This window comes from Bacteroides sp. MSSM.1001136sp1_RTP21357st2_D2_RTP21359_211015, from assembly GCF_040913205.1.
Taxonomy (GTDB): Bacteria; Bacteroidota; Bacteroidia; order Bacteroidales; family Bacteroidaceae; genus Bacteroides; species Bacteroides ovatus.
Genome location: NZ_JBDFVF010000010.1, coordinates 19,339 through 43,764 on the forward strand (window position 1 = coordinate 19,339; position 24,426 = coordinate 43,764).

Consider the following 24,426-nt stretch of genomic DNA (forward strand, 5'->3'; position numbering starts at 1 on the left):
TAACGTGTATTTTAAAGGATGATTAAAGTGTTATGTTTAGCCCAAACAAGAATGTTTTAGCTAATGGATAAGTTCCATAATCCTCACCCGGTGAAAGAGAATTACTCGGACGTGCATTTACTTCCGGATTATATCCGCTATAATTAGTCGAAGTCCATAAATTTTGTCCGGAAACGTAAACTCTTAATTTTTCCACGAAAAAGCGTTGAGTCAGGTTCTTCGGCAAGGTATATCCTAGTGTCACATTCTGCAGTCGCAGATAAGAACCATCTTCCAGATGCCAGGTTGAAGTACGACCATTATACCCCTTTGACTTACGGTTGGCACGATTCACCTGACCGTTTCCCGGATCTTCCGGACTTTTCCAACGATTCAAGGCTATAGTGGTGCCATTGGTATTACCTTCCAGATTATCAATGTAACGACGATTCAGATTCAGAATCTCATTACCATATACTCCTTGAAAATTAAAATCAAGGTCAAATCCCTTAAACCAGACTTTACCACCAAACCCATAGGTAAAATCGGGCATATAGTTACCCACGATTGTACGATCTTTATCCAAATCCATCACTCCATCCCCGTCTACATCCACAAAGCGGAAATCTCCCGGCTGGGTATTGCTGAAATGAGGATACTTTTTTAATTCTTCTTCATTGGAGAAAATTCCATCCTGCACCAACAGATAATAACATCCGATGGGTTCACCGACTTTCGTTATGTAATAAGCATGATCTACGCTACCGGTAGATATGATAGGAGCATTACCCGGACCGAGTGCCTTCACTTCGTTCGTATTAGTGGCATAATTAGCATTAAACGAATAACCGAAATCTTTAGTTATATTCTTCTGTGAGGTCAAAGCAACTTCCCATCCCCTATTATTCACTTTACCGATATTCATCAATGCAGTGCTATATCCGGTCAGGTGGGGAACTGGTACATTCAACAACATATTAGAGGTATTGGTATTATAATAATCCACAGTTAATCCCAGCAATCCTTTGAACATCTGCAAATCAACACCCACATTCACCATCGCATTCTTTTCCCAACTCAAATCTTCATTCTTTATGGTACTTGGCTTATAACCATTCACCAATTGTCCGTTACCTGTGCCAAGCACATAATTATCCAAAGCCATCAGAGACAAATGATCATAATTACCAATCTGGAAGTTACCGGTCACTCCATAACTCGCTCTTAACTTCAAATCATCAACAAACGACAGACACTTAGCCTTCATAAAGAAGTCTTCTCCGCTTATTCTCCACGCCAAAGAAGCTGAAGGAAAATATCCCCACCGATTATTCTTGCCAAAACGGGAAGAACCGTCTGCACGAATAGCCGCCGAAGCCATATATTTACCTTTATAGCTGTACTGCATACGCGCCAGATAAGAAGCAATCGTCCATTGGGTTTTATCGGATGCACCTTTCGTCACCGTACCTCCGGAAATTGTTTGTATATAGTCGTTCGGGAAATCGGTCGCCGTCACATTATCTCCTTTATATGTCTCTTTTTGAGCCGACTGTACTAAGACCACATTGATGGAATGAGCATCTTTAATCGTTGTGTTATAATTGATTTTATTCTCCACCAACCAGTTGAAATAAAAACCTGATGAACTGTAGGCTGTCGGATTTGACTTTACATCATAATACTTTTGTCCCAATAAAGGAAGTTCCGAAGAACGATATTGGTCATTATGCGAACCATAATAATCGCCACCAAAAGAAATGTTATAAGTAAGCCCCTTATACAACTCCAATTCAGCAAAAACTTTTCCGACAATCGCCATACGGTCTACAACATCCGATTGTAAGTTTGCCATGGCTACCGGGTTCAATACGGCATTATGCTGATAGTCATTTCCAATTCTCCAATAGCCGTTTCCCTGATAATTATAGCTGCCATCCGCATTATACACCGGCCATACCGGAGGCATCATCAATGCCGATTGCACAATACCATTAGATCCGGAAGCATCTACCCGATTGGAAGTAGAATAGGAAGGAGAAAAATTCAAACCAAATTTCAGTCTTTTATATTTCCCGTCCAAATTCATACGCATACTATATTTCTTAAAGTCGGAATTAATTATAATACCCTCTTTATCATAATAGTTGGCAGAAATGAAATAGCCGACTGTTTTTCCTCTGCCGGAAATAGAAACATTGTGGCTGGTAGTAGCAGCAGTACGAAAAATAGCATCTTGCCAATCCGTATCCGTCAACCCCTTATCACCATTCAGATAGGGAAAGAGTTCGGTAGGAATACGTTCCCATGAGTTCGGGCGCATTCCGTTCGGGTCATCCGGTGACCCTCCGGGATTAGCATCCAGATAAGCGTTGTCATGACCATCCTTTGCAAATTCGGCAAACTGATATGCATTCATCATTGAAAGTTTCTTCGAAACACTCTGGATGCCATAATATCCATCATACTGCACTTTCATCTTTTCCGATTGTCCCTGCTTGGTCGTGATAATAATGACACCGTTGGAACCGCGACTACCATAAATAGCTGCCGACGAAGCATCTTTCAAAACTTCCACAGATTCGACATCATTATTATTCAGATTGGCAAATCCACGTTCTACCGGCACGCCATCAATAATATAAAGAGGATCACTACCGGCATTAACCGTACTGATACCACGAACACGGATACTTACACTTCCCTCCGGATCACCACTTGGCTGTGTAACCTGTACCCCCGGCATCTTACCCGCCAACGCCTGACGAAAGTCTGAAGCAGAAACGTCCGCAATTTGTTCAGCTTTCACGGAAGAAATAGAAGTAGAGACGTCTCTTTTCCTCTGAACTCCATATCCCACCACTACTACCTCATCAATCATCTTACTATCTTCTACCAACGTGATTTTCGCCGTATTTTTATCCTTTGCAGAGATATTTACCGTTTTATATCCAATATAAGAGATGGTCAATGTTGCAGACTCCGGTACATTCATGATTGAGTAACGTCCGTCGATATCGGTAATCGTACCACTACCCTCTCCCTTAATCTGCACACTGGCACCAATCACCGGTTCTCCTTTATCATCTGCAACAATACCTTGTATAGTACGTGTACGTTGAACAGTTTCTTCTTTCTTAAGCGGCTGTTTGCTAACAGCAATTGTATGATCGGTCCTATTGAAATAAAGCTTGGCCTGGGAAGTAATTTCTCCCAGAATCTGTTTTAATGAAGCATTTTTAATGTCGAAAGAAACTCTCGGAGCCTTGTTCACCGTCTCCTGATCATAGAGAAACTTAAAATTAGTCTGTTTGCTGATTTTATTGAAAACACTCTCTACCGGCTCGTTTTGCACACGAAGCGTAATATCATGCTCTTTCAATGTCTGAGCAGCAGCCGGAGCTATTAAAATGAAGGTGAATAGTAAAAAAGCTAAAAACGAACAGCTATTTTTACTTATCCCTTTACAAATAAGAAGATTATTCATAAATTTGTGCGTTTTAGTAATTGACTAAAGTTATTAAAAACAAGCAATGCGCGATACGTTATTCATTTGGGTCGAAGCTTATGAATATCCGTCCGGATTGCGGATAGAGGCATTCCTTTGGAGTGCTTCTATCATTTTGGGGAGGTTCATGAAGGAGCTGTTTTCATCTATTATTTTTTAAAAGGTTAAACATTATCTATTATTCATCTCATTCTTTATAAAGAAGCACATGGATGCCCTCTTTCTTATATTTGATATCACCGCTGATAAATTCAATGGATTTAAGTACCGCTTCCAAACTCTTGTTATCATGTTCGCCGGTAATCAAGTTGTTGAAATCCTGACCGGAAGCAAAAGTAATCCGGCAATTATATACCCGTTCCAGTTCCTTTGCCACATCGCGGATAGGTGTACTGTAAAAACGTAACCCGCCTTTCATCCAGACAGCCACTCCCCTATCCTCCGTTTTCTTACTATATTCTCCGGAAACAGTATTGATAAGCACCTGTTCTTTAGCAGTCAGCCTCATCATCGCTTCCGGTAAATCAACCTGTACCTTACCACTCTCCACACTCACAGACACTATTTCATCTGTTGAATAGGATTTTACATCAAATCGGGTACCTAACACCTGAACATCCAGCCGCTTCGTCCTCACAATAAATGGCATCTTTTCATTGCGGGCAACACGGAAATATCCCTCACCTTCAAGTTCCACTTCACGGAGATCTCCAACAAAACGATCCGGATAACGCACTTGCGAACAAGAGTTCAGAACCAAAAGAGTTCCGTCCGGCAAAGTCACTTGTCTTTTCTCACCAAAGGAAGTGGTGATTTCAGCCAGTGTGACCTGTTGTGCATTCATATACCGGAAAAAGTTGACACTCCCTATGATAATGGCTATTACAGCCGCTGTACTAACTGCCACCACAGAAGCCCGGCGGAACCATGTACGTTTTTTGTGTTCAATACGCTTCAGTAATTGGCGTGCCTCTCTCTTATATTTTTCCCGCTCCAAATCATTACCAGGTTGCAGGTTCCCGGATTCTTCCCAAACCTCTGCTGCCAGTTCGTCCAATATATCTTGGTTTTCTGAATCCTTAATACTTTGCAACAACTGTGAAGCATCATCCCGGGTATAAAGATCATCCAGATAGCGATGCAATTTATCTTTTTCTGTTTTAGTATCTTTCATCATATATTCAAAATAAGGATATTAATTTCCTTCCCTTTGTATAAGTAATACACAAAAGTAAGAAAGAGCTAGGGTGTGATTAACATTTATTATAAATTCAAGCACAATAGAATCAAAAGTACATCGGCTGATGTACTTGAATATTTAGTCAAATAGGAACGAATCACTTTTAGAGAAAGAGAAATATGTTCTTGCACTGTATGAACTGAAACGCCCAATGCTTCGGCTATTTCTTTATGAGACATCTGTAGTTCACGGCTCATTTTAAATACCTCACGCTGGCGGGGCGTTAATTGCTCCAATGCACGGGCAATAATCTCTTTCAAATCATTGAGCAGAATATGATTATTCGTTTCGTTCGTTGAATCGATCGCTTGAGAAAGAATCTGCTCTTTCAGCTGATCTTCATTAGCCATATCCCGCAACTGATTCAAAATACGATTACGCACAATAGTATAAAGATAGGAAGAAAAAGAGGCTTCGGGATTGATGAAACGACGGGTTTGCCAAACTACCGTAAACGCATCCTGAAATATATCCTCCGCAAATTCATGCGACTTGACGAATTTCAGGGCGAAGTAGAGCAAACGATTCTTATAAGCGGCATAAAGTTCGCAAAAGGCCTCTTCATCTCCGTCTATCAGACGGAGAACCACTTCCCGTTCATCCATTAGAGTGTCTGTTGCGTACATACTTTCTTTATTTTTGGCCACAAAGGTATTGTTATGATGTTACAAACGTATGTATTTTTTCTGAAATAAAAAAATAAAGCTCCCTTCTTATTAAATCTCCCGTTAAGAACTTTATCTACCTTTCCATTGTTATTAGTAATAGTAAAGTGCAAATAAGACGCACACCAAAGTTCTATTAAAAAAGAAAGGAAGATTATGAAAAAAGTAATCGACAGAGCTTCATCAAGAGGCTATTTCAATCACGGCTGGCTCAAGACCCATCACACATTCAGTTTTGCCAACTATTATAATCCGGAAAGAATTCATTTCGGAGCATTACGAGTGCTGAACGATGACAGTGTAGACCCGTCTATGGGATTCGATACACATCCGCATAAAAATATGGAAGTGATTTCCATCCCCCTAAAAGGATACCTGAAACATGGTGACAGTGTACAAAACACAAAAACCATCACTCCGGGTGATATTCAGGTTATGAGTACAGGCAGCGGCATTTATCACAGTGAATACAATGGCAGTGATAAAGAACAACTGGAATTCCTGCAGATATGGGTATTTCCACGAGTTGAAAACACCAAACCGGAGTATAACAACTTCGATATTCGTCCGCTCCTGAAACCAAATGAACTGGCGCTAATCCTGTCTCCGAACGGGAAGACTCCAGCTTCTATCAAACAAGATGCATGGTTCTCTATGGGAAGTTTCGATACGGAAAAAACAATCGAATATAAGATGCATCAGGAAGGTAACGGGGTATATATCTTCGTACTTGAAGGAGAAATCACAGTGGCGGAAGAACGGCTGTCCAAACGTGATGGTATCGGTGTTTGGGATACAAAAGAATTCCCGATACATATATTAAAAGGAACCCAACTTCTATTAATAGAAGTACCCATGTAATTTTCGCTAAAATTTCAATTTATTCTATTCAAAAAGCGGCCTCATCGAAAAGATGAGACCGCTTTTTTATTCATTATCCAAGATTGGTCATTATCGGAGAAATCATTATTTTCCTTTCTTATAATTCTCCAATCCGGTCTGTAAGAATTCAATATACTTAGGAATATCTTCGTTATAAGCATACGACTTATTCAACGGTTTACCCTGATTGTCCAGCAATACATAGAAAGGCTGGGCATTAGCTCCGAATTTCACACGTTGCAGATAGCTCCATTTATCGCCGACAGTACGCAAAGTACGTTCTGTACCGTTTTCGATAATCTTCACAGGTTCAGTCAACGGAGTTTTATTATCTACATAAAGTGTAATCAATACGTAGTCGTTATTAATCAAATCACTCACTTTCGGGTCAGTCCATACCGCTGCTTCCATCTTACGGCAGTTTACGCAACCATATCCGGTAAAGTCGAGCATAACCGGTTTTCCGTTCAGACGGGCATATTCCATTCCTAAATCATAGTCATCGAATTTCGCGTGTACATCATTCTTATGCAGATTGAAATCTTGCGTCTGCATAGGCGGAGCAAATGCAGATACGGCTTTCAATGGTGCTCCCCACAAACCGGGAACCATATATACGGCAAATGCTAAAGAGATTAACGCCATAAAGAAGCGGGTTACTCCCACCTTATTATCATCGTCATCGTGCGGGAATTTGATCTTGCCCAACAGGTAGAATCCAAGCAAAGCAAAGATGACAATCCATAAAGCCAGGAATGTTTCGCGGTCAAGCAATCTCCAACCATAAGCCAAATCAGCAACTGACAAGAATTTAAGTGCAAATGCTAATTCGAGGAAACCCAGCGTAACCTTGATAACATTCATCCATCCGCCGGACTTTGGCATCGATTTCAGCCAAGACGGGAACAGGGCGAAGAGTGTAAACGGCAATGCCAAAGCGATGGCAAATCCTAACATACCGATTGCCGGAGCAACTACGCTTCCTGTTGTAGATACCTGTACCAGCAAGAAGCCGATAATCGGACCTGTACAAGAGAAAGATACCAATGAAAGCGTGAAAGCCATCAGGAAAATACTTAGCAATCCGGTCGTAGATTCAGCTTTGCTATCTACTGCATTTCCCCACTTCGACGGCAGCCTGATTTCAAACGCTCCAAAGAATGAAGCAGCAAAAATCACCAGCATCAGGAAGAAGAGAATGTTGAAAATAGCATTGGTAGATAAAGCGTTTAATGCACTGGCTCCGAAAATCAAAGTAATAGCCAAGCCCAATGCCACATAAATCACTACGATAGATGCACCGTATGTCCACGCATCACGAATTCCTTTCTTTTTGTCTTTACTACGTTTTAAGAAGAAACTGACTGTCATCGGAATAATCGGCCATACACAAGGGGTAAACAATGCCAATAATCCACCCAGAAAACCTGTTATGAATATATATATCCAGGACATGTCTTCCTGACCATGTTCTTCTCCTAAGGCTTGTAAATCACTGATTACCGGTTTCCAAAGATCACCCGATGCAACAGCAGGCTGAATATCCGTAGCAGCTTCGGTTGTAGTTGCAGGCACCAGTTCCATCATCGCAGAAGAATCTTTCGTAGCAGCAGGAACGGGTTCTTCTTTTTGCTTATCCGCTACCTTTTGCTCCGGTTGCTCTGTTTTTGTTGCAGCGGCATTTCCGGCTTTTGCTACTCCGGAATACTTAAACGGCACCTGAGTAGGAGGCAGACAACTCTCGTCATCACAAGCTCCATATTCCAGATAACCTTCGATTGCGTAAGCTCCACCCGTGAATTTTACTTTCTGCACAAACTTTGCTGTATTCTCGAAATAGCGTACCTTCATTTCGAACAATTTATCGAAAGTAGATACTTCTTTGCCTACAGGCTTCAGTTTGCCTACAAGCTCGACACCCGATTTATTATCAACATTGAATGTTGCGGAAATAGGGCCGCCATCTCCCAGATCGGTAGAATAAACATGCCAACCTTTATCCATGGTAGCTGTAAACACCACCTCTGCCTCCGTATCGGAGAGAGCTGTCAGCTCTGTTTTAAACTTTACCGGATCTTTGATCTGCGCTTGCAATGCATATACAACAAAGCTTAAAAGCAGGAAAGAAATTATTTTTCTCATCTTTATTTTTGGGGTTTATAATTCATAGTCTACGCACGCACGGCTCTCCTTCGTTTCAGCCAGAATCTTTCCGGCAGCTACGTGATCGGGATGTGTTGCGTAGAATCTAACATCTTCTAGTGTATCAAACTCACTGTAAAGCGCAATATTCCATGTTTCACCAGGATTCATATTCAATCCGACCTCCACTTTGCGAATTACAGAAATTTTAGCAGGAAGAGCTTCTATCGCTTCCTTGAATTTAGTCATGACTTCCAGTTTCCCTTCAGCAGGAACTTCGTCTTTTAACTTAAATAATACAATGTGTTTTACCATTACGTTGTTATTTTAATGAATTGTTTCTATATTTGTCTTGTTAATGCGTTTACCACATTAATAGTAATGCAAAAATACTCTATTTGGTTCAAATATACATTTAAAGAGATGTTAATTATAGGAATAGCAGGCGGAACGGGCTCCGGAAAGACCACCGTCGTACGGAAAATTATAGAAAGCCTCCCCGCAGGAGAAGTAGTACTCTTACCACAGGATTCATACTACAAAGACAGTAGTCATGTCCCGGTTGAAGAACGCCAGAATATCAATTTTGACCATCCGGATGCTTTTGAATGGAGTCTGCTATCCAAGCATGTCATGACGCTGAAAGAAGGGAAGAGTATCGAACAGCCCACCTATTCTTATCTCACATGCACGCGCCAGCCCGAAACCATTCATATCGAACCTCGTGAGGTGGTTATCATTGAAGGAATCCTTGCCTTATGTGATAAAAAGCTGCGCAATATGATGGACCTCAAAATATTTGTTGATGCCGATCCCGACGAACGCCTGATTCGTGTCATTCAGAGAGATGTCATTGAGCGCGGACGTACTGCCGAAGCTGTAATGGAACGCTATACACGGGTTTTAAAACCTATGCACCTGCAATTTATCGAACCTTGCAAACGATATGCCGACCTTATTGTACCGGAAGGAGGCAGTAATAGGGTAGCTATTGATATACTGACTATGTACATCAAGAAGCACCTTAAGAATTAAAAATTGAAAATTAAAAATTAAGAAATGAATGTCAAGACACTGAGTATTCCTTTATTTCTTATTCTATTTTGTTGTATGCTCGGATGCCGGAATAAGCATCATAACAAGATGGATGAGACAGCGCGTGATCTTCCACAAATAAAAGATAGTGGCGAACTCGTTGTATTGACATTATATAGCTCTACTTCCTATTTCATTTACCGGGGACAAGAAATGGGGTTCCAATATGAACTTAGTGAACAGTTTGCCAAAAGCCTGGGACTAAAACTTAGGATTGAAGTAGCCAACAGCGTCGACGAAATGATCCAAAAATTATTGGCAGGTGAAGGAGACATGATTGCCTATAATCTGCCAATCACCAAAGAGTGGAAAGACAGTCTTCTTTATTGTGGCGAAGATGTAATTACTCACCAGGTAATTGTTCAGCAAGGAAGAGGAAAACAGAAGCCGTTGAAAGATGTAACCGAACTGGTAGGAAAAGATATATACGTAAAACCAGGGAAATATTATGACCGCCTCGTCAATCTGAATAGTGAATTAGGAGGAGGTATCCGGATTCATGAAGTCACCAATGACAGTATCACTATTGAGGACTTGATTACGCAAGTAGCGCAAGGAAAAATTCTGTATACGGTGGCCGACAATGATTTAGCCAGACTTAATAAGACCTATTATCCCAATTTAAATATCGGCCTGTCCATCAGTTTCGATCAACGTTCTTCGTGGGCGGTACGAAAAGACAGCCCCGAGCTCGCAGCCGCCGCTACCCAATGGCATCAGGAAAACATGACTTCTCCTGCTTACACAGCCAGTATGAAACGTTATTTTGAGAATAGTAAAATGATGCCGCACTCTCCTATCCTCTCCTTAAAAGAAGGAAAGATATCTCATTATGACCATTTATTCAAAAAGTATTCCAAAGACATCGGTTGGGACTGGCGTATGCTTGCATCATTAGCGTATACAGAATCCAATTTTGACACTACCGCTGTATCTTGGGCAGGTGCCAAAGGACTCATGCAGTTAATGCCTGCCACAGCACGTGCAATGGGAGTACCTCCCGGCAAAGAGCAGAATCCGGAGGAAAGTGTGAAAGCGGCTATCAAATATATTACTGCCACCGACCGGAGTTTCAGCATGATTCCCGATAAGCAGGAACGGCTCAATTTTATCCTGGCATCTTACAATGCCGGTTTGGGACATATATATGACGCAATGGCACTAGCCGAAAAATACGGGAAAAACAAATTAGTATGGAAAGATAATGTAGAAAACTTCATCTTGCTTAAAAGCAATCAAGAATACTTCAACGATCCTGTCTGCAAAAACGGATATTTCCGTGGCATCGAGACTTACAATTTCGTTCGAGATATTATGTCGCGCTACGAATCCTACAAAAAGAAAATAAAAGCATGAGATAAAGTATTAAGTATTAGGTGTAATACCTAATACTTATTTCCTATAGGTCATCAGACTGATTACGACAATAGCCAATACAGATAATGGTAAGGCAAATAATATCGGGTCAATCACAGGGAAAGGATAAGTGGTAATCAACGCATCCCGTCCGAATAACGCTTTACAGATACCTAATGCTTCAGATTCTTTCTGATGAAGAAACACAAGAGCAAACAGACTGCCGATTGTTCCCACCCAAAGACTTGTCATGACGCCTTGTTTAGTAGCTTTCTTCCAATATAAAGCACAGAAATAGGCCGGAAGAAAAGCGGCTGCACAAATTCCCATAAAGATAGAAGTTCCGCGGGCTATAATATCATGAGGCAACATATAACAAATAATATAGCTGACCAGGATAGAGAATAATACGCCCAGACGGATCACATTGGTAAGTTTATTCCGTGAACGGGGTTTATAAGTTCCGTAAATATCAGAGCCTACCGAAGCACCCATCGTATGGAACTGCGAACTTAACGTAGACATACTGGCTGAAAGGATGCACAACATAAAGAGTGCGGCAAACCAGTCGGGCATCGCTTTATTAATAAAATATGGAATTATCTTATCAATATCCTGCACAACTTCGGTAGCAACCGCTCCTTCTGTTTTCAGGAAGAAAAGATTACTCAAGGCTCCAGCATGATAGATAGCCCCTACTGTTATAATCAGAAAGAAACAACCGATAAATACACCGCGGTTCAACTGCTTGCTACTCTCCACGGTCATAAAGCGAACCACTAACTGCGGCTGTGCAAGACAGCCGATTCCTACTCCTAAAATGAGAGAAGTTACCAGCGAATACCATTGTGGAGAACCTGTGATGGGCATTGCAGTCCATCCTTGATGTCCTAGCGCTTTAAACTTTTCCGGAACTAGCGGAGCAATGGCAGTCAATTCTTTATTAGCTTCGATAAAGTTCATATCAAGCACCTGATACAAAGAAAACAACAGAAATAACATACAGCCAAACATGATAACTCCTTGCAAAGCATCTGTATACATTACTCCTTTCATTCCCCCTGCTATGACATAAGCAGCAATAACCAAGGTAAATATCAATAAGGAAACATTGAAATCAATCTGAAAGATTTGTTCGATGAATACGGCTCCACCTTTCATTACAACCGCTGCATAAAGCGGCATTCCGATGAAAATAACAGCAGCAATAAATACCTGTATATTACGGGAACGGAAATGACGGCCTAATAATTGAGGGAAAGTACTCACATTCAACTTCGCCCCCATACGCCGGGTACGCAAACCGAAAAAAATAAAAGCTATAACCACCCCAACAAACATATTGAGGAAACAGAGCCACTGAATACCCATTCCAAAAGCAGCCGCCACTCCTCCAAAACCTACAATAGCAGATGCAGAAATAAACGTAGCACCATAAGAAAGTGCCATTACGATAGGATTCATCTGACGTCCGCCTACCAAATAGTCACTGGTATTCGTTGTTTTCTTATATCCCAAAAAGCCGAGGTAGGCCAGTGACAGCAGATAAGCTACCACAATTAGTCCAAGAGTAAATGTATTCATCGGGTTTCGTCTTTTTCGTCGTCCTTATTCCAATATTTCAGCCCAAACCAGGCAGCAAAAATCACACATACCACCGAAAGCAGGTAAGGCAGAATAATAAAAGGGTCGTCTATTCCAAACATTTGCGTATCAGATTTTAATCAATTTAGACGCAAATGTAAGGAAATTATTGAAAAGACAAAATTTTTGTTTACTAATACTGATTATAATGTATCTTTTTCTCGTCAAATTTCTGTTTCGGGTTCTCTTTTGTAGCCGGATAGCCAAAAGGAATGACACAAAGCGGAAGAATATTATCGGGCAGGTTAGTATATTTACGCACTACTTGCATACGGTCTTCATAAGGATAGGCCGCTGTCCATACAGCACCCAATCCCAGACTTTCAGCAGCCAACAAAATATTCTGTGCTGCTGCAGAACAATCTAAATACCAATATGACGAGCGTACTGAATCTCCACAGACGATGATGGCGTTACGGGCCTGCGTCAGCATTTTGGCATAAGGAAGTGCTGCTGCCATTGAATCTAGTTTGGCACGATCAGATACTACCACAAATTCCCATGGACGGATATCCCTACCCGTAGGAGCAGCCATTCCGGCACGAAGCATCAAGTCGATTTTCTCTTTCTCTACTCCTTTATTCAGATAAGCACGCACACTTTTGCGCTCGAAAATATTATCCAACACAGCATTTCCGGTTCCGGATGTTCCTTTTTCTTCTTTTGCAGAAGAACAGGAGGTCATAGCAGTGACTGCTACAATCAGACATAAGAAAGAGAAAATCTTTTTCATTGTGACAATGTTTAAAACAGGTTCAACTTATTTTTCTGTGCTTCTTCCAACGAAACAGTTTCACGCTTCATCAGCCCACTCTTTTCACGGAGTGCTTCATATTCTGTTTCCAATTCATTCACCAGCTCGGCTTTTGCCTGCGGGTTGAGCAATTTGGAAGCGACACTTGCATTTTGGGAAGCATCTTTCAGGTGTACTACCGGAGCATGATAAACAGGAGCAATCTTTAATGCCGTATGCATCTTCGATGTAGTGGCTCCACCAATCAAAAGAGGAATATCCAAACCTGCTTTTTCAAGTTCAACAGCCACGTGAGCCATTTCTTCCAAAGATGGAGTAATCAGTCCACTCAACCCGATCATATCTACCTTTTCTTCAATAGCACGCTGAACGATAGTTTCTGCAGGAACCATTACTCCTAAATCTACAATATCATAACCATTGCAGGCCATCACTACAGCTACAATGTTTTTTCCGATGTCGTGCACATCCCCCTTTACAGTTGCCAGTAGCACTTTACCTGCCGAAGCACTTCCTTCCACTTTTTCCGATTCAATGATCGGTTGCAAGATAGCTACGGCTTTCTTCATGGTGCGGGCAGTCTTCACAACCTGGGGAAGAAACATCTTACCGGCACCAAACAGTTCACCAACATGGTTCATTCCATCCATCAGCGGTCCTTCAATTACATCGACAGCTTTATCATAAAGAGGCAATGCCTCTGCCAAGTCCTGTTCCAGAAAATCTCCAATTCCTTTCATCAAGGCATACTTCAAACGTTCCTGAACAGTTCCTTCTCTCCAGGCATCTTGCTTGACAGCCGGTTGTCCGGCAGTTTCGCTCATGTTTGCTTTCAGAGATTCCGCTAATTCGATAAGCCGTTCCGACGCATCCGGACGACGGTTTAAGACAACATCTTCTATCTTTTCCAAGACATCAGCCGGAATATCAGTGTACAATACGGAAGTTCCCGGATTCACAATTCCCATGTCCATTCCTTGTTGGATGGCGTGATAAAGGAACACTGCATGCATGGCCTCACGGATATAATTGTTGCCACGGAAAGAGAAAGAGAGGTTGCTGACTCCTCCGCTGATGTGTGCACCAGGGAGATTTTTCTTTATCCAAGCGGTAGCTTCAATAAAATCTACAGCATAGTTATTATGTTCTTCAATCCCCGTAGCTACAGCAAGCACATTGGGGTCAAAAATAATATCGTGAGGATTAAAACCAATTTTGTCAACCAAAAGACGGTAAGCCCGTTGGCAAACTTCGATTTTACGGGCGGCTGTATCTGCCTGTCCTTTCTCGTCGAACGCCATGACCACAGCAGCGGCTCCATATTGCCGGATGATTCGGGCATGTTCAAGGAAAACTTCCTCTCCCTCTTTCAAAGAAATAGAATTGACGATTGATTTGCCCTGAAGACACTTCAGTCCGGCTTCAATAACTTCCCATTTGGAAGAATCGATCATAATCGGAACACGGGCTATTTCCGGTTCGGACATGATAAGATTCAGGAAAATAGTCATCTCTGTCTTTGCATCCAGCAATCCGTCATCCATATTGACATCGACCACTAAAGCACCGTCCTCCACTTGTTGGCGGGCGATAGAAAGAGCCTCATCGTATTTTTTTTCATTGATGAGACGAAGGAACTTGCGCGAACCGGCTACGTTGCAACGTTCGCCGACATTCACAAAGTTTATTTCCGGCTTCACCTCCAACAGTTCAAGTCCGGAGAGCCACATACAATCCGGCGCAGAGGCAGGAACGTGTGGTTTAGCTCCTTCTACAAGGGCGGGATATTCAGCAATATAAGCATCTGTCGTACCACAACAGCCACCAATAATATTGATTAATCCTTCTTCAATATATTCTCTCACTTCATGAGCCATATCCGCAGGTGTCTGGTCATACTTACCCAGACTATTCGGTAACCCGGCATTCGGATAGGCACTAATATAATAAGGTGCACGGGATGCCAGCTGTTCCAGGAACGGCTTCAACTGACGGGCACCGAATGAGCAATTCAAACCGACTGAAAATATATTGGCATGTTGCACAGAAGCCAGAAATGCATCCAATGTTTGTCCGGACAATGTTCGTCCGCCAATATCAGACACTGTTACAGATAACATGATCGGCACTTCTACGCCTGTCATTTTCATGGCTTGTTCGGCAGCAAAAATTGCAGCTTTGGCATTTAGAGTATCAAAGATTGTTTCAATCAGAATGGCGTCAACCCCACCTTCGAGCATTGCTTCCATTTGTTGCTGATAGGATGCAGCCAGTTCGTCGTAACTCAAAGCACGATAAGCCGGGTTGTTCACGTCCGGGCTCATAGAACAGGTTTTATTGGTAGGTCCTACGGAGCCGGCCACAAAACGTGGTTTATCGGGATTCTTGGCTGTATACTCGTCAGCAAGGTCACGAGCCAGTTTTACGGCTGCAAGATTCATCTCACGCACGTATTCTTCTACGTGATAATCAGCCATAGAAACTGTGGTTGAACTGAATGTATTGGTCTCGATGATATCCGCACCTGCTTCCAGGTATTTACGATGAATATCTTGAATCACGTCGGGACGTGTGAGACACAATAAGTCGTTATTCCCTTTCAACTGTCCGGGGATATGCGCAAATCGTTCACCATGAAAATCTTCTTCCTTGAGGTTATATTGTTGAATCATTGTACCCATTGCCCCATCCAGAATAAGGATGCGCTCGGATACGACTTGAGAAATTGTCTTTTTCATTACCCTATCACATTAATTCCTAATTACCTACTCTGCCATCATCTGCCAGACTCTTCGCAGTCCGGCGTTTATCTTATAGCGGTTTTTAGTTACCGCTTGAACATTCTTGCCATATCTCTACGGTCGTCTTTCTCCTTTATAGATTCCCGTTTATCATATTCTTTCTTACCTTTCGCCAAAGCGACTACCAGTTTCGCCAAACCTTTTTCATTGATAAACAAGCGTACAGGAACAATCGTAAAGCCGGGATTTTTCATCTCCCGCTGAAGTTTTTCCAATTCTTTTTTATTAAGCAACAACTTCCTCTCTCTACGTGCCGTATGGTTATTGTACGATCCATAGAAATATTCGGCGATGTGCATATTCTTCACCCACAATTCGCCTTTCGTAAAATAGCAAAACGTATCTACCAGACTGGCTTTTCCCAAACGAATGGATTTTATTTCCGTACCGGTCAATACAATACCTGCTGTGTAGGTATCTATCAGCTCGTAATCAAACGTAGCCCGTTTATTCTTTATATTTACAGGAGGTTGTTTCATCTTTACTCATTAATTAAGTATAGCCGTCAGTCTATTAAACACGATCTGTATCACCGCCGGACATAGTATTAACAATACAGACGACAAAAGGGTGTATTTTAATCGTTGTTTTTCTTCTACTCCCATCAGTATAGGAACTCCCTCCCATACCACATAGACGATGTAGAACTGCAGCAACCAAGCAATAATTCTAAAATCAGGTAATAGTCCGGTTACTATCTGAAGCAGGAAAGACACAACCAATGCATATCCTGCAAACTGTTGTGTCAACGGCATATTGCTATGCAGACCAAACATCCTTGTTCCCATTTCATTGATGGCATAAGCTGCCAGAAAATAGCCACCGAACAGGGCTACAGCTACGGCGCAACAATTGGTCATAGCTATCTGGAAACTTTGCGGACCTCCCCACCCATTCGTCAATAACGAACCGATGAATACGGACAGACCGCATAAACCAATCATAGGATAGACAAAAGCCATAAATACTTTTCGCCTATCCTCTTCCATAGAAATTTCCTCCCAAGCCTTGGCCGGAGAGGAAATCAATTTCATTGCTATGTTAAATAGTTCTTTGTAGTTCAATTGTTAGTTACGTATTTATCATAATCATTAATAGTATAAGTTGCATCCTTATACCCATTATTTGAACCTTCTTCAATTTTAGGTGAATCACCCGTTTGTTCTGGTACTATAATTTTAATAGTTTTGAGTTTAGTACCTTCAAAACGACTTACAACATTAGCTATATTAAAAGCCCTATAACGAGTCACTACAGTCTTTTCTTTATCGGCATCTTCAGTAGAAGTATGGCGTAAACGTAATACCATAGTATTATCATCATTTGCAGTATTCTCCTTATCATACACTAAATAAAAAGTATGACTAGACACATTCTCTTCTTTTTCGACACAGAAAGGCATAGGAAATATTATCCATTTTGCACTGTAAAGATAAGGTGAAACACTAGAGCCATATCTACTCAGAGAAATTATAGAACGATTATACGTTACATCATCTGAAGAAACGTATGAGTTAACATTCAACTTTTCAGCTCCAGCAGCTTCCACAATGATCTTTTTTGTGTTCTGATCAACAGGTTGCGTTTCCGTATCATATTGTGCATTCAGCAGAACAATATCCCCACTATATGCATCACTAGATAAACCAGGGATTGACATTGAACTAGCCTCAAATATTACGTTACTACCTTCTACTTGAAACTGGTATGGGAATGTATTTACTAAAGTAATCACACCATATACAGGTACTACTGTATTATTTTCTCCTTTCATACAAGAAGTAACTGACATACCCATAACCACAGCCATCAAAGCCACCAAGAAAAATTTCACTTGTTTCATAAACATATTTTTTAGATTTTGCAAAGATATAAATTCTAATTCATAATTAATAAATGCAAGTACTTAAAAAATACTGCATCCGTTACTTTATTATTTTTGCAAAAAGTTCCAAATGATCATCTACGTAGCTTGCAATCAATGCTGTGACTTGTTCTTCCATCTCTAAATAAGCTTCTTCCAACTCATCAAAAGCTTCATATTGCTCGTACATAGCCATAAATTCATCATCCGTCCGTTCCTTTTCCAAATCTTTCCGGTTGGAATCAAAGATTTTCTTAGCCTTATAAACTAATTTAGAGAATTCTTCCGCTCCCCACAAACGCATCACTTTCGCAAACGGATTATCAAAGATATAGCCACCATAGCCATTCTGAATCAATTGGCAGAATCCCCCTACCATCACCTCATCACGAAAAATCTGATATGCCAGCAAAGAATGTTGTTCTCCTGTCAGCAGAGGCATTGTTTCGGCAGTTAGTTCGCCACCGATAATCTCTTTATATTTATCTGTAAACGCTTGGATAAATTCATCCATTCCTTCACCCGCAGCCTTCTGTAAAGCAGACTCTAAAACTTCGATCATATCTTCATTTAATATTTGAAGCAACAAAGTTACAACTTTAATCCCATATCTAATAATGATACGCCTACAATCTTACTAAAAACAATTATCAATCCGTTTCATTCCTTCCGGTACGGTTTTGAAGCAAATGATACTTTAGCAAACAAGTATTGAAACGGTAGCCCGTGAAATAATATTGAATTTACCTAACGTACAAACGTAGGTTATCTACCGTGTGAATGTCCGTTACCTACCGGGCGAGCATCAACAACCTACCAGACAAAAGTCGGTCATCTGCCGGACGAACAGTTCATGAGGGACACGGGAACAGAAACGGTACCGACGAAGTGATCCGAACCGACAACGGCAGCATCCAAAGCCATCTTCTCTGCCCAGTATTATTGCTGTTGTTTATAACAGAAATAATACTTTTACTTACTCTTCTTTACTCTTCTCTACTCTACTGGTTTTCATTGGCTTTTCCCCCTTTACTGGTGGGCGTTTCAGCGCTTTGTACACCCCTCTCCGAACACCCTCATTTTTGTATCCTTTTGAACTAAATAACGTAAGCTTTTAGCGGAATAATCCCTCTCCCCCTATTTATCTGCTGCCTAATCCTATACGTGTAATCGCATCCCCAAATAAACCCCTATTAAATAAGGTATAAGCCAAATGCACCAAACTACAATGCTGAAACGATTAAAATGTCTCTTTTCTATAGGCGTTCCCTTCACATAGGTCCATATCGCCCATAACGCATGTACAAACATCAGAAGAATAGCAATTGCCCCTGTCACCGTATGCATTTCGTCATGCAGATGAGTCAGTTCGGCAATATGCTCCATCAGGCTTGTACCCACCGTATCAGCCAACAACCCGAGAAGAAAGAAAATGAGATGCCAAAACTTTAATTTCCTTTGAAGACGTTCTCCCCAAACACCTATCGTATAAAAAATAAGTGCAGATGAAATAACGCAAATTGCCGCTATTAAATAATGTATATCTACTTGATTCAGTTCCATAAATTTTCTTTTTCTAATAACAACAAAGCAAAGAATAGATAGTTCTCCCGGTCTCAATCTTTCACAAATGCAATCCCGACTTTACAAACGACAAAAAAACGTAAACAGATTTGTCACTTTTCACAAAAAAGTAATAAAAGGCGATTTGCAGAAACAAATAAATCGACTACCTTTGTGGGCGATTTAGAGAATCGTGACTACGTATTTTTAATTATATCACTTAAAAAAAGAGCTAATTATGACTTATTCACACGAAGTGGAACACATGTGTGTTGTAAAGAAGGGTCCTAACCATGGACCGGCTCCCATACCCGAAGAAGGCAAATGGGTAAAATCTAAAGAAATCGTTGATATTTCTGGTTTGACACACGGTATCGGTTGGTGCGCTCCTCAACAAGGTGCTTGTAAACTGACACTGAACGTTAAAGAAGGTATCATCCAGGAAGCCTTGATCGAAACAATCGGTTGCTCTGGTATGACTCACTCAGCTGCTATGGCTTCTGAAATCCTTCCGGGTAAAACAGTTCTTGAAGCATTAAACACTGACCTTGTTTGCGACGCTATCAACACTGCAATGCGCGAACTTTTCTTGCAAATCGTATACGGACGTACTCAATCAGCTTTCTCTGAAGGTGGCTTGATTATCGGTGCAGGTTTGGAAGACTTGGGTAAAGGTCTGCGTAGCCAGGTAGGTACTCTTTATGGTACTTTGGCTAAAGGTCCTCGTTACCTTGAAATGGCAGAAGGTTATATCAAACAAATCTTCTTGGACAAGAACGACGAAATCTGCGGATACGAATTCGTACACATGGGTAAGTTCATGGACGAAATCAAGAAAGGTACTGATGCTAACGAAGCTTTGAAGAAAGTTACAGGTACTTATGGACGCGTAACAGCAGAACAGGGAGCAGTTAAATCTATTGATCCACGTCACGAATAATATAAGGAGGAAAGAAAACTATGATTAGAGAAGTAAAATTCGAAAGCCAAGACCGTCGTATCAAAGGTATCATTGAAGCCTTGAACGCTAACGGCATCAAAGACATCGAAGAAGCTAACGCTATCTGCGAAGCTGCCGGACTTGATCCTTATAAAACGTGTGAAGAAACTCAGCCTATCTGTTTTGAAAACGCAAAATGGGCTTATGTAGTAGGTACTGCTATTGCTCTTAAGAAAAACTGCACAAACGCTGCTGAAGCTGCTGAAGCTATCGGTATCGGTCTGCAAGCATTCTGCATCCCGGGTTCTGTAGCTGACGACCGTAAGGTTGGTATCGGCCATGGTAACCTCGCTGCTATGTTGCTGCGCGAAGAAACTAAATGTTTCGCTTTCCTAGCAGGTCACGAATCTTTCGCTGCTGCTGAAGGTGCTATCAAAATCGCTGCAAAAGCAGACAAAGTACGTAAAGAACCGTTGCGTTGCATCCTGAACGGTCTTGGAAAAGACGCTGCTCAGATCATCTCTCGTATCAACGGCTTTACTTATGTTCAGACTCAATTCGATTATTTCACAGGTGAACTGAAAGTTGTTCGCGAAATCGCTTACTCTGACGGCCCTCGTGCAAAAGTAAAATGTTATGGTGCTGACGACGTTCGCGAAGGTGTAGCTATCATGTGGAAAGAAGGTGTAGACGTATCTATCACAGGTAACTCTACTAACCCGACTCGTTTCCAACACCCAGTTGCTGGTACTTACAAGAAAGAACGTGTTCTTGCTGGCAAACCTTATTTCTCTGTTGCTTCTGGTGGTGGTACAGGTCGTACTCTTCACCCGGATAACATGGCTGCCGGTCCTGCTTCTTATGGTATGACGGATACGATGGGTCGTATGCACTCTGATGCACAGTTCGCTGGTTCTTCATCAGTTCCTGCTCACGTAGAAATGATGGGATTCCTGGGAATTGGTAACAACCCGATGGTAGGATGTACAGTAGCTTGTGCGGTTGATGTTGCTCAGGCTTTAGGTAAGTAATTCAGGTTACTTTATATAGATAAAGAACTCCTGTAATCTTAACGATTACAGGAGTTCTTTTTATTTGTAATAATTTGATATGGATAAATTTATTCAGAAATGTATTACTTCATATAAACCATATCATCTTTTCTTTCTCCTTTGTACCAATCAGTGTTTGATTTACATCCACTTTCAACCCACTTTGAATACCCTCCAGACACTATTTAAACTGGACAAATAGGTAGCTTTTAACTTGAATATACAAATATAAACCTGTAAGAGCAAATAATGTAGCTAATTCGAGAACTTTTGTATGACTTCGCCTGTTTACATAACAGATACTAAAACATTATACAACAATGCTACTCACATTCTTAAATACACTTGCCACTATTATCAGTGTTATTAGTCTGCTAATTGTCACTTACGGAGTATTAGTCTGCTTCATCGCCTTTTTACGCAATGAAATAAAACGATTCAACGGAACATATACGGTTAACAATATACGGCAGTTGAGGGCGGATTTTGGCACTTACCTTTTGCTTGGATTGGAATTTCTAATTGCTTCCGACATACTAAAAACTGTGGTTGATCCAACGTTGGACGAATTGGCAATCCTGGGTGGAGTGGTTGTAGTAAGAACTGTGCTTTCTGTATTTTTGAATAAAGAGATCAAAGAATTGGCCGAAAATGATTCAGCGAAAGAAATATAGCATATCGCCGCACAACTAAGTTTCTCCAAAGCCATATCTTTTTTATTGCCTGATATTTCTATTTTGCCTACCTTTGTACGGGAAACATTTACACACTGACTGGCAAGGAATAGAAACACGTCAAAAAAATGGGAATTACACATCTATCTATTGAGCTTACACTTGATCTGATTGCGTTAATTATAGGAATCATCCTTATTATACGTGCTAAAGACAATTATCCGAAATTATATTGGGGAATTATAGCAACCGGCATCGGCATTATGTTTTCATGGGAAAATATCGGATGGTTGACAATTGTCACAGACACTCCGGAATACAACTTCACAGAATTGCTCAACATAGAGAAAATGCTCAAATGGTATGCTTTAGCAAATATTGTAGCCCTGTTCCCTATCGCTTCTTTATCACCGGGCTATCTGAACCATTTCAGAATATTTACTTTTCTATTATTACCCATCATTACGATAACTGTAGGAATCAGTTATTTAGGTTTCAATGGGAATATCACTCCCATCCACTCCATAGATGAAATTATTCCGAATATCCATCAAATAGATGTCAAGCTTAGGGTTTGCATATTCCTGTTATCCGTTTTTACCCCACTCGTTCTTCTTATTTATCCGATGATGAATAACAAGACCTACCGCAGGATAAATAATAACATGTATCTATTCATCGGTTTTCTATTCGTATTTTTAGGGATATACATTTTGTTCACTCTAAATATCAATGAATTTGTTTTCAATCTGTTCGGCATTATGGCAATCGTTTTTACGGTCTTATTCTCCATACAATATTTACGTTATGAGAATCCGTTTTCGAACCATATAAACATGATTCATAATGCAAAGAATACGGAAAGCACTATAATGCTACAAGCTGGAAAGCCATCTCCTACTCTCCCGCTCTTCTCAACGATTGAAGCCTATCTTCAGGAACAGCATCCCTATACCGATCAACGGTATAATATAGAACTTTTAGCCAAGTCCCTGAATAAACAGGAACATGATATTTCAGCAGCAATCAAAAGTCAGGGCTTTACAGGTTTCCGGGAATACATTAATTATCTTCGACTGGAATATTTCAGACAGTTAGCCGCCGAAAATCCAAAGAGTAATGTAAAAGAACTGATGTTTGCATGCGGTTTCACCTCCCGGGCAACTTTCTATCGTAACTTTTCAGAAAAGTATGGTGTATCACCCAGTAAATTCATTGAGAATCAAAGAGTAGAACAATAATTTCTTTTTTTAAAAGCACAATTCTTAATAGTAAAAAGTGTCTCATTTCAGGAATGAGACACTTTTTATTTTTATAGCTAAAAGCAATCCGTTACTTTTGATGCAAAATAAAACTACGACGTTGGCATCATCAACAGATTAATCGAATACTAAGATAAATAGAATATGAATATTGACAATTGTAATCACACCGACACAGAAAAACATCAAGAAGAAAAGATCTTTTTATATACTACCATTACTGGAAACTTGCAACTAATCCATTTAGAACAGATTGGCTATTTCCGGTATAACTCCAAGAGTAAACTATGGGAAGCTGTATTAAATAATAATCATACCCTGGCACTCAAAAGAAATACAAACTCACAAAAGATATTGAGTCTGCATCCCTATCTTATCCAGATTAGCCAGTCACACATTATCAATATAAGCTATCTGGTTTCGATTGAAGACAACAATTGCATATTGCTTCCTCCATTTAATGAGATGGAACTTTTACAAGTAAGCAAGTCTTTTATGAAAAAGCTAAAAGAAAAATATCCATGTATCTGATTGTATATAGCTCATCTTTATGCTCTATGCAACACCAAGCAATTCCACTTCGAAGATCAATGTCGAGTAGGCAGGAATAGAATCAAAAGATTTGATACCGTATCCCATTGCATAAGGAATATAAATAATCCATTTATCACCAACATGCATTTTCTGAAGTGCCACCTGCCACCCTTCTATTACATCACTAAGACGTAGGGCATCGGGACAAGTACGCTCATAAGAATTATCAAACACCTGGCCATCAATCAGACTTCCTTTGTAATGCACGGTAACAATGCTCCGTGCACCCGGAGAAATCGTACTTTCGCCAGTTTCCAAAACTTTGTAATAGATTCCACACGGCAACGCGAAAACACCTTCCTGAAAAGATAGTTTTTTCAAAAATCGCCGATTGGCCTCTTTGTATTCTTTCTTTTTCCCCATAAATAAATTGATTAAGAACTTGCAAAAATAATCAGAATAACAAAGGAT

The 24,426-nt window shown here is 40.7% G+C and carries 23 protein-coding genes; 8 read left to right on the forward strand and 15 right to left on the reverse strand.

The features are described 5' to 3' along the window. Window positions 1-22: 22 nt before the first annotated feature. The 3 genes from AB5217_RS08545 to AB5217_RS08555 form a co-directional block, all read right to left on the reverse strand. Window positions 23-3,466, reverse strand: a complete 3,444-nt coding sequence (locus tag AB5217_RS08545; RefSeq protein WP_022199198.1) for a TonB-dependent receptor — start codon at window positions 3,464-3,466, stop codon at window positions 23-25. A 208-nt stretch (window positions 3,467-3,674) separates the two neighbouring features. Then, the gene (locus AB5217_RS08550; protein WP_004310803.1) at window positions 3,675-4,664 is read right to left on the reverse strand and encodes a FecR family protein; all 990 of its coding nucleotides are present in this window, start codon (window positions 4,662-4,664) and stop codon (window positions 3,675-3,677) included. 86 nt (window positions 4,665-4,750) lie between these two features. After that, on the reverse strand, window positions 4,751-5,353 hold the full coding sequence (locus tag AB5217_RS08555) for an RNA polymerase sigma-70 factor (RefSeq protein ID WP_004305965.1): 603 nt from the start codon (window positions 5,351-5,353) through the stop codon (window positions 4,751-4,753). Between the two features lie 195 nt (window positions 5,354-5,548). Between AB5217_RS08555 and AB5217_RS08560 the strand changes: the two genes are divergently transcribed. After that, window positions 5,549-6,253 (forward strand): pirin family protein, encoded by a 705-nt coding sequence (locus AB5217_RS08560; RefSeq protein WP_004296925.1) that lies wholly within the window; start codon window positions 5,549-5,551, stop codon window positions 6,251-6,253. A gap of 105 nt (window positions 6,254-6,358) precedes the next feature. On the opposite strand, the gene AB5217_RS08565 is transcribed toward AB5217_RS08560, so the two are convergent. Both AB5217_RS08565 and AB5217_RS08570 read right to left on the reverse strand, forming a co-directional pair. Then, window positions 6,359-8,416, reverse strand: coding sequence for a protein-disulfide reductase DsbD family protein (locus AB5217_RS08565; RefSeq protein WP_009000895.1), 2,058 nt, complete (start codon window positions 8,414-8,416; stop codon window positions 6,359-6,361). A gap of 15 nt (window positions 8,417-8,431) precedes the next feature. Beyond that, a complete protein-coding gene (locus AB5217_RS08570) occupies window positions 8,432-8,731 on the reverse strand; it encodes a Dabb family protein (RefSeq protein ID WP_008774925.1) in 300 nt (99 codons plus the stop codon). 108 nt (window positions 8,732-8,839) lie between these two features. Between AB5217_RS08570 and udk the strand changes: the two genes are divergently transcribed. Together udk and AB5217_RS08580 are read left to right on the forward strand one after the other, a co-directional pair. Continuing rightward, window positions 8,840-9,451, forward strand: a complete 612-nt coding sequence (gene udk / locus AB5217_RS08575) for a uridine kinase (RefSeq protein ID WP_008648370.1) — start codon at window positions 8,840-8,842, stop codon at window positions 9,449-9,451. Window positions 9,452-9,475: 24 nt separating this feature from the next. Next, window positions 9,476-10,867: a transglycosylase SLT domain-containing protein gene (locus AB5217_RS08580; protein WP_004305959.1), complete on the forward strand. Its 1,392-nt coding sequence runs from the start codon at window positions 9,476-9,478 to the stop codon at window positions 10,865-10,867. 36 nt (window positions 10,868-10,903) lie between these two features. On the opposite strand, the gene AB5217_RS08585 is transcribed toward AB5217_RS08580, so the two are convergent. From AB5217_RS08585 to AB5217_RS08625, 9 genes are all read right to left on the reverse strand, one after another. After that, window positions 10,904-12,451, reverse strand: a complete 1,548-nt coding sequence (locus AB5217_RS08585; protein WP_032843771.1) for a sodium:solute symporter family protein — start codon at window positions 12,449-12,451, stop codon at window positions 10,904-10,906. Further along, window positions 12,448-12,573: a symporter small accessory protein gene (locus tag AB5217_RS08590; protein ID WP_004296931.1), complete on the reverse strand. Its 126-nt coding sequence runs from the start codon at window positions 12,571-12,573 to the stop codon at window positions 12,448-12,450. Before AB5217_RS08590 ends, AB5217_RS08585 begins: the two co-directional genes overlap by 4 nt. 71 nt (window positions 12,574-12,644) lie before the next feature. Beyond that, the gene (locus AB5217_RS08595; protein WP_004296933.1) at window positions 12,645-13,244 is read right to left on the reverse strand and encodes a nitroreductase family protein; all 600 of its coding nucleotides are present in this window, start codon (window positions 13,242-13,244) and stop codon (window positions 12,645-12,647) included. An 11-nt stretch (window positions 13,245-13,255) separates the two neighbouring features. Beyond that, on the reverse strand, window positions 13,256-16,003 hold the full coding sequence (metH, locus tag AB5217_RS08600) for a methionine synthase (RefSeq protein ID WP_050486450.1): 2,748 nt from the start codon (window positions 16,001-16,003) through the stop codon (window positions 13,256-13,258). Window positions 16,004-16,092: 89 nt separating this feature from the next. Further along, window positions 16,093-16,545, reverse strand: coding sequence for an SsrA-binding protein (smpB, locus tag AB5217_RS08605; protein WP_008643258.1), 453 nt, complete (start codon window positions 16,543-16,545; stop codon window positions 16,093-16,095). A 9-nt stretch (window positions 16,546-16,554) separates the two neighbouring features. After that, window positions 16,555-17,100 (reverse strand): Yip1 family protein, encoded by a 546-nt coding sequence (locus AB5217_RS08610; RefSeq protein ID WP_008021718.1) that lies wholly within the window; start codon window positions 17,098-17,100, stop codon window positions 16,555-16,557. Window positions 17,101-17,126: 26 nt separating this feature from the next. Continuing rightward, complete coding sequence (locus AB5217_RS08615; protein ID WP_128857879.1) at window positions 17,127-17,909, reverse strand: hypothetical protein; 783 nt, start codon at window positions 17,907-17,909, stop codon at window positions 17,127-17,129. An 82-nt stretch (window positions 17,910-17,991) separates the two neighbouring features. Then, a complete protein-coding gene (locus tag AB5217_RS08620; protein ID WP_004310795.1) occupies window positions 17,992-18,492 on the reverse strand; it encodes a DMP19 family protein in 501 nt (166 codons plus the stop codon). A 596-nt stretch (window positions 18,493-19,088) separates the two neighbouring features. After that, on the reverse strand, window positions 19,089-19,493 hold the full coding sequence (locus AB5217_RS08625; RefSeq protein ID WP_004296941.1) for an HsmA family protein: 405 nt from the start codon (window positions 19,491-19,493) through the stop codon (window positions 19,089-19,091). Window positions 19,494-19,731: 238 nt separating this feature from the next. Between AB5217_RS08625 and AB5217_RS08630 the strand changes: the two genes are divergently transcribed. The 5 genes from AB5217_RS08630 to AB5217_RS08650 all read left to right on the forward strand — a co-directional run bounded on the left by AB5217_RS08630 (window position 19,732) and on the right by AB5217_RS08650 (window position 23,952). Next, window positions 19,732-20,433: an iron-sulfur cluster assembly scaffold protein gene (locus AB5217_RS08630; RefSeq protein WP_004296942.1), complete on the forward strand. Its 702-nt coding sequence runs from the start codon at window positions 19,732-19,734 to the stop codon at window positions 20,431-20,433. A 20-nt stretch (window positions 20,434-20,453) separates the two neighbouring features. Next, on the forward strand, window positions 20,454-21,464 hold the full coding sequence (locus AB5217_RS08635) for a GGGtGRT protein (protein WP_004296943.1): 1,011 nt from the start codon (window positions 20,454-20,456) through the stop codon (window positions 21,462-21,464). Window positions 21,465-21,805: 341 nt separating this feature from the next. Next, window positions 21,806-22,159 (forward strand): DUF1622 domain-containing protein, encoded by a 354-nt coding sequence (locus AB5217_RS08640; protein ID WP_004296944.1) that lies wholly within the window; start codon window positions 21,806-21,808, stop codon window positions 22,157-22,159. A 128-nt stretch (window positions 22,160-22,287) separates the two neighbouring features. After that, window positions 22,288-23,400: an AraC family transcriptional regulator gene (locus AB5217_RS08645; protein WP_004296945.1), complete on the forward strand. Its 1,113-nt coding sequence runs from the start codon at window positions 22,288-22,290 to the stop codon at window positions 23,398-23,400. Between the two features lie 165 nt (window positions 23,401-23,565). After that, entirely contained in the window at window positions 23,566-23,952 is a 387-nt protein-coding gene (locus tag AB5217_RS08650; protein WP_004296947.1) for a LytTR family transcriptional regulator DNA-binding domain-containing protein, read from the forward strand. Window positions 23,953-23,976: 24 nt separating this feature from the next. On the opposite strand, the gene AB5217_RS08655 is transcribed toward AB5217_RS08650, so the two are convergent. Continuing rightward, a complete protein-coding gene (locus tag AB5217_RS08655) occupies window positions 23,977-24,378 on the reverse strand; it encodes an FKBP-type peptidyl-prolyl cis-trans isomerase (RefSeq protein WP_004296948.1) in 402 nt (133 codons plus the stop codon). Between the last annotated feature and the right edge of the window lie 48 nt (window positions 24,379-24,426).

What these genes read in the sequence shown, in the direction of transcription:
- AB5217_RS08580 (WP_004305959.1), top strand. Translation starts at nt 9,476, where the DNA reads ATGAATGTCAAGACACTGAGTATTCCTTTATTTCTTATTCTATTTTGT.
- smpB (WP_008643258.1), bottom strand. Translation starts at nt 16,545, where the DNA reads ATGAAACAACCTCCTGTAAATATAAAGAATAAACGGGCTACGTTTGAT.
- metH (WP_050486450.1), bottom strand. Translation starts at nt 16,003, where the DNA reads ATGAAAAAGACAATTTCTCAAGTCGTATCCGAGCGCATCCTTATTCTG.
- AB5217_RS08565 (WP_009000895.1), bottom strand. Translation starts at nt 8,416, where the DNA reads ATGAGAAAAATAATTTCTTTCCTGCTTTTAAGCTTTGTTGTATATGCA.
- AB5217_RS08620 (WP_004310795.1), bottom strand. Translation starts at nt 18,492, where the DNA reads ATGATCGAAGTTTTAGAGTCTGCTTTACAGAAGGCTGCGGGTGAAGGA.
- AB5217_RS08615 (WP_128857879.1), bottom strand. Translation starts at nt 17,909, where the DNA reads ATGAAACAAGTGAAATTTTTCTTGGTGGCTTTGATGGCTGTGGTTATG.
- AB5217_RS08570 (WP_008774925.1), bottom strand. Translation starts at nt 8,731, where the DNA reads ATGGTAAAACACATTGTATTATTTAAGTTAAAAGACGAAGTTCCTGCT.
- AB5217_RS08595 (WP_004296933.1), bottom strand. Translation starts at nt 13,244, where the DNA reads ATGAAAAAGATTTTCTCTTTCTTATGTCTGATTGTAGCAGTCACTGCT.
- AB5217_RS08630 (WP_004296942.1), top strand. Translation starts at nt 19,732, where the DNA reads ATGACTTATTCACACGAAGTGGAACACATGTGTGTTGTAAAGAAGGGT.
- AB5217_RS08610 (WP_008021718.1), bottom strand. Translation starts at nt 17,100, where the DNA reads ATGAAATTGATTTCCTCTCCGGCCAAGGCTTGGGAGGAAATTTCTATG.
- udk (WP_008648370.1), top strand. Translation starts at nt 8,840, where the DNA reads ATGTTAATTATAGGAATAGCAGGCGGAACGGGCTCCGGAAAGACCACC.
- AB5217_RS08545 (WP_022199198.1), bottom strand. Translation starts at nt 3,466, where the DNA reads ATGAATAATCTTCTTATTTGTAAAGGGATAAGTAAAAATAGCTGTTCG.
- AB5217_RS08645 (WP_004296945.1), top strand. Translation starts at nt 22,288, where the DNA reads ATGGGAATTACACATCTATCTATTGAGCTTACACTTGATCTGATTGCG.
- AB5217_RS08650 (WP_004296947.1), top strand. Translation starts at nt 23,566, where the DNA reads ATGAATATTGACAATTGTAATCACACCGACACAGAAAAACATCAAGAA.
- AB5217_RS08625 (WP_004296941.1), bottom strand. Translation starts at nt 19,493, where the DNA reads ATGGAACTGAATCAAGTAGATATACATTATTTAATAGCGGCAATTTGC.
- AB5217_RS08655 (WP_004296948.1), bottom strand. Translation starts at nt 24,378, where the DNA reads ATGGGGAAAAAGAAAGAATACAAAGAGGCCAATCGGCGATTTTTGAAA.
- AB5217_RS08560 (WP_004296925.1), top strand. Translation starts at nt 5,549, where the DNA reads ATGAAAAAAGTAATCGACAGAGCTTCATCAAGAGGCTATTTCAATCAC.
- AB5217_RS08635 (WP_004296943.1), top strand. Translation starts at nt 20,454, where the DNA reads ATGATTAGAGAAGTAAAATTCGAAAGCCAAGACCGTCGTATCAAAGGT.
- AB5217_RS08585 (WP_032843771.1), bottom strand. Translation starts at nt 12,451, where the DNA reads ATGAATACATTTACTCTTGGACTAATTGTGGTAGCTTATCTGCTGTCA.
- AB5217_RS08590 (WP_004296931.1), bottom strand. Translation starts at nt 12,573, where the DNA reads ATGTTTGGAATAGACGACCCTTTTATTATTCTGCCTTACCTGCTTTCG.
- AB5217_RS08550 (WP_004310803.1), bottom strand. Translation starts at nt 4,664, where the DNA reads ATGATGAAAGATACTAAAACAGAAAAAGATAAATTGCATCGCTATCTG.
- AB5217_RS08555 (WP_004305965.1), bottom strand. Translation starts at nt 5,353, where the DNA reads ATGTACGCAACAGACACTCTAATGGATGAACGGGAAGTGGTTCTCCGT.
- AB5217_RS08640 (WP_004296944.1), top strand. Translation starts at nt 21,806, where the DNA reads ATGCTACTCACATTCTTAAATACACTTGCCACTATTATCAGTGTTATT.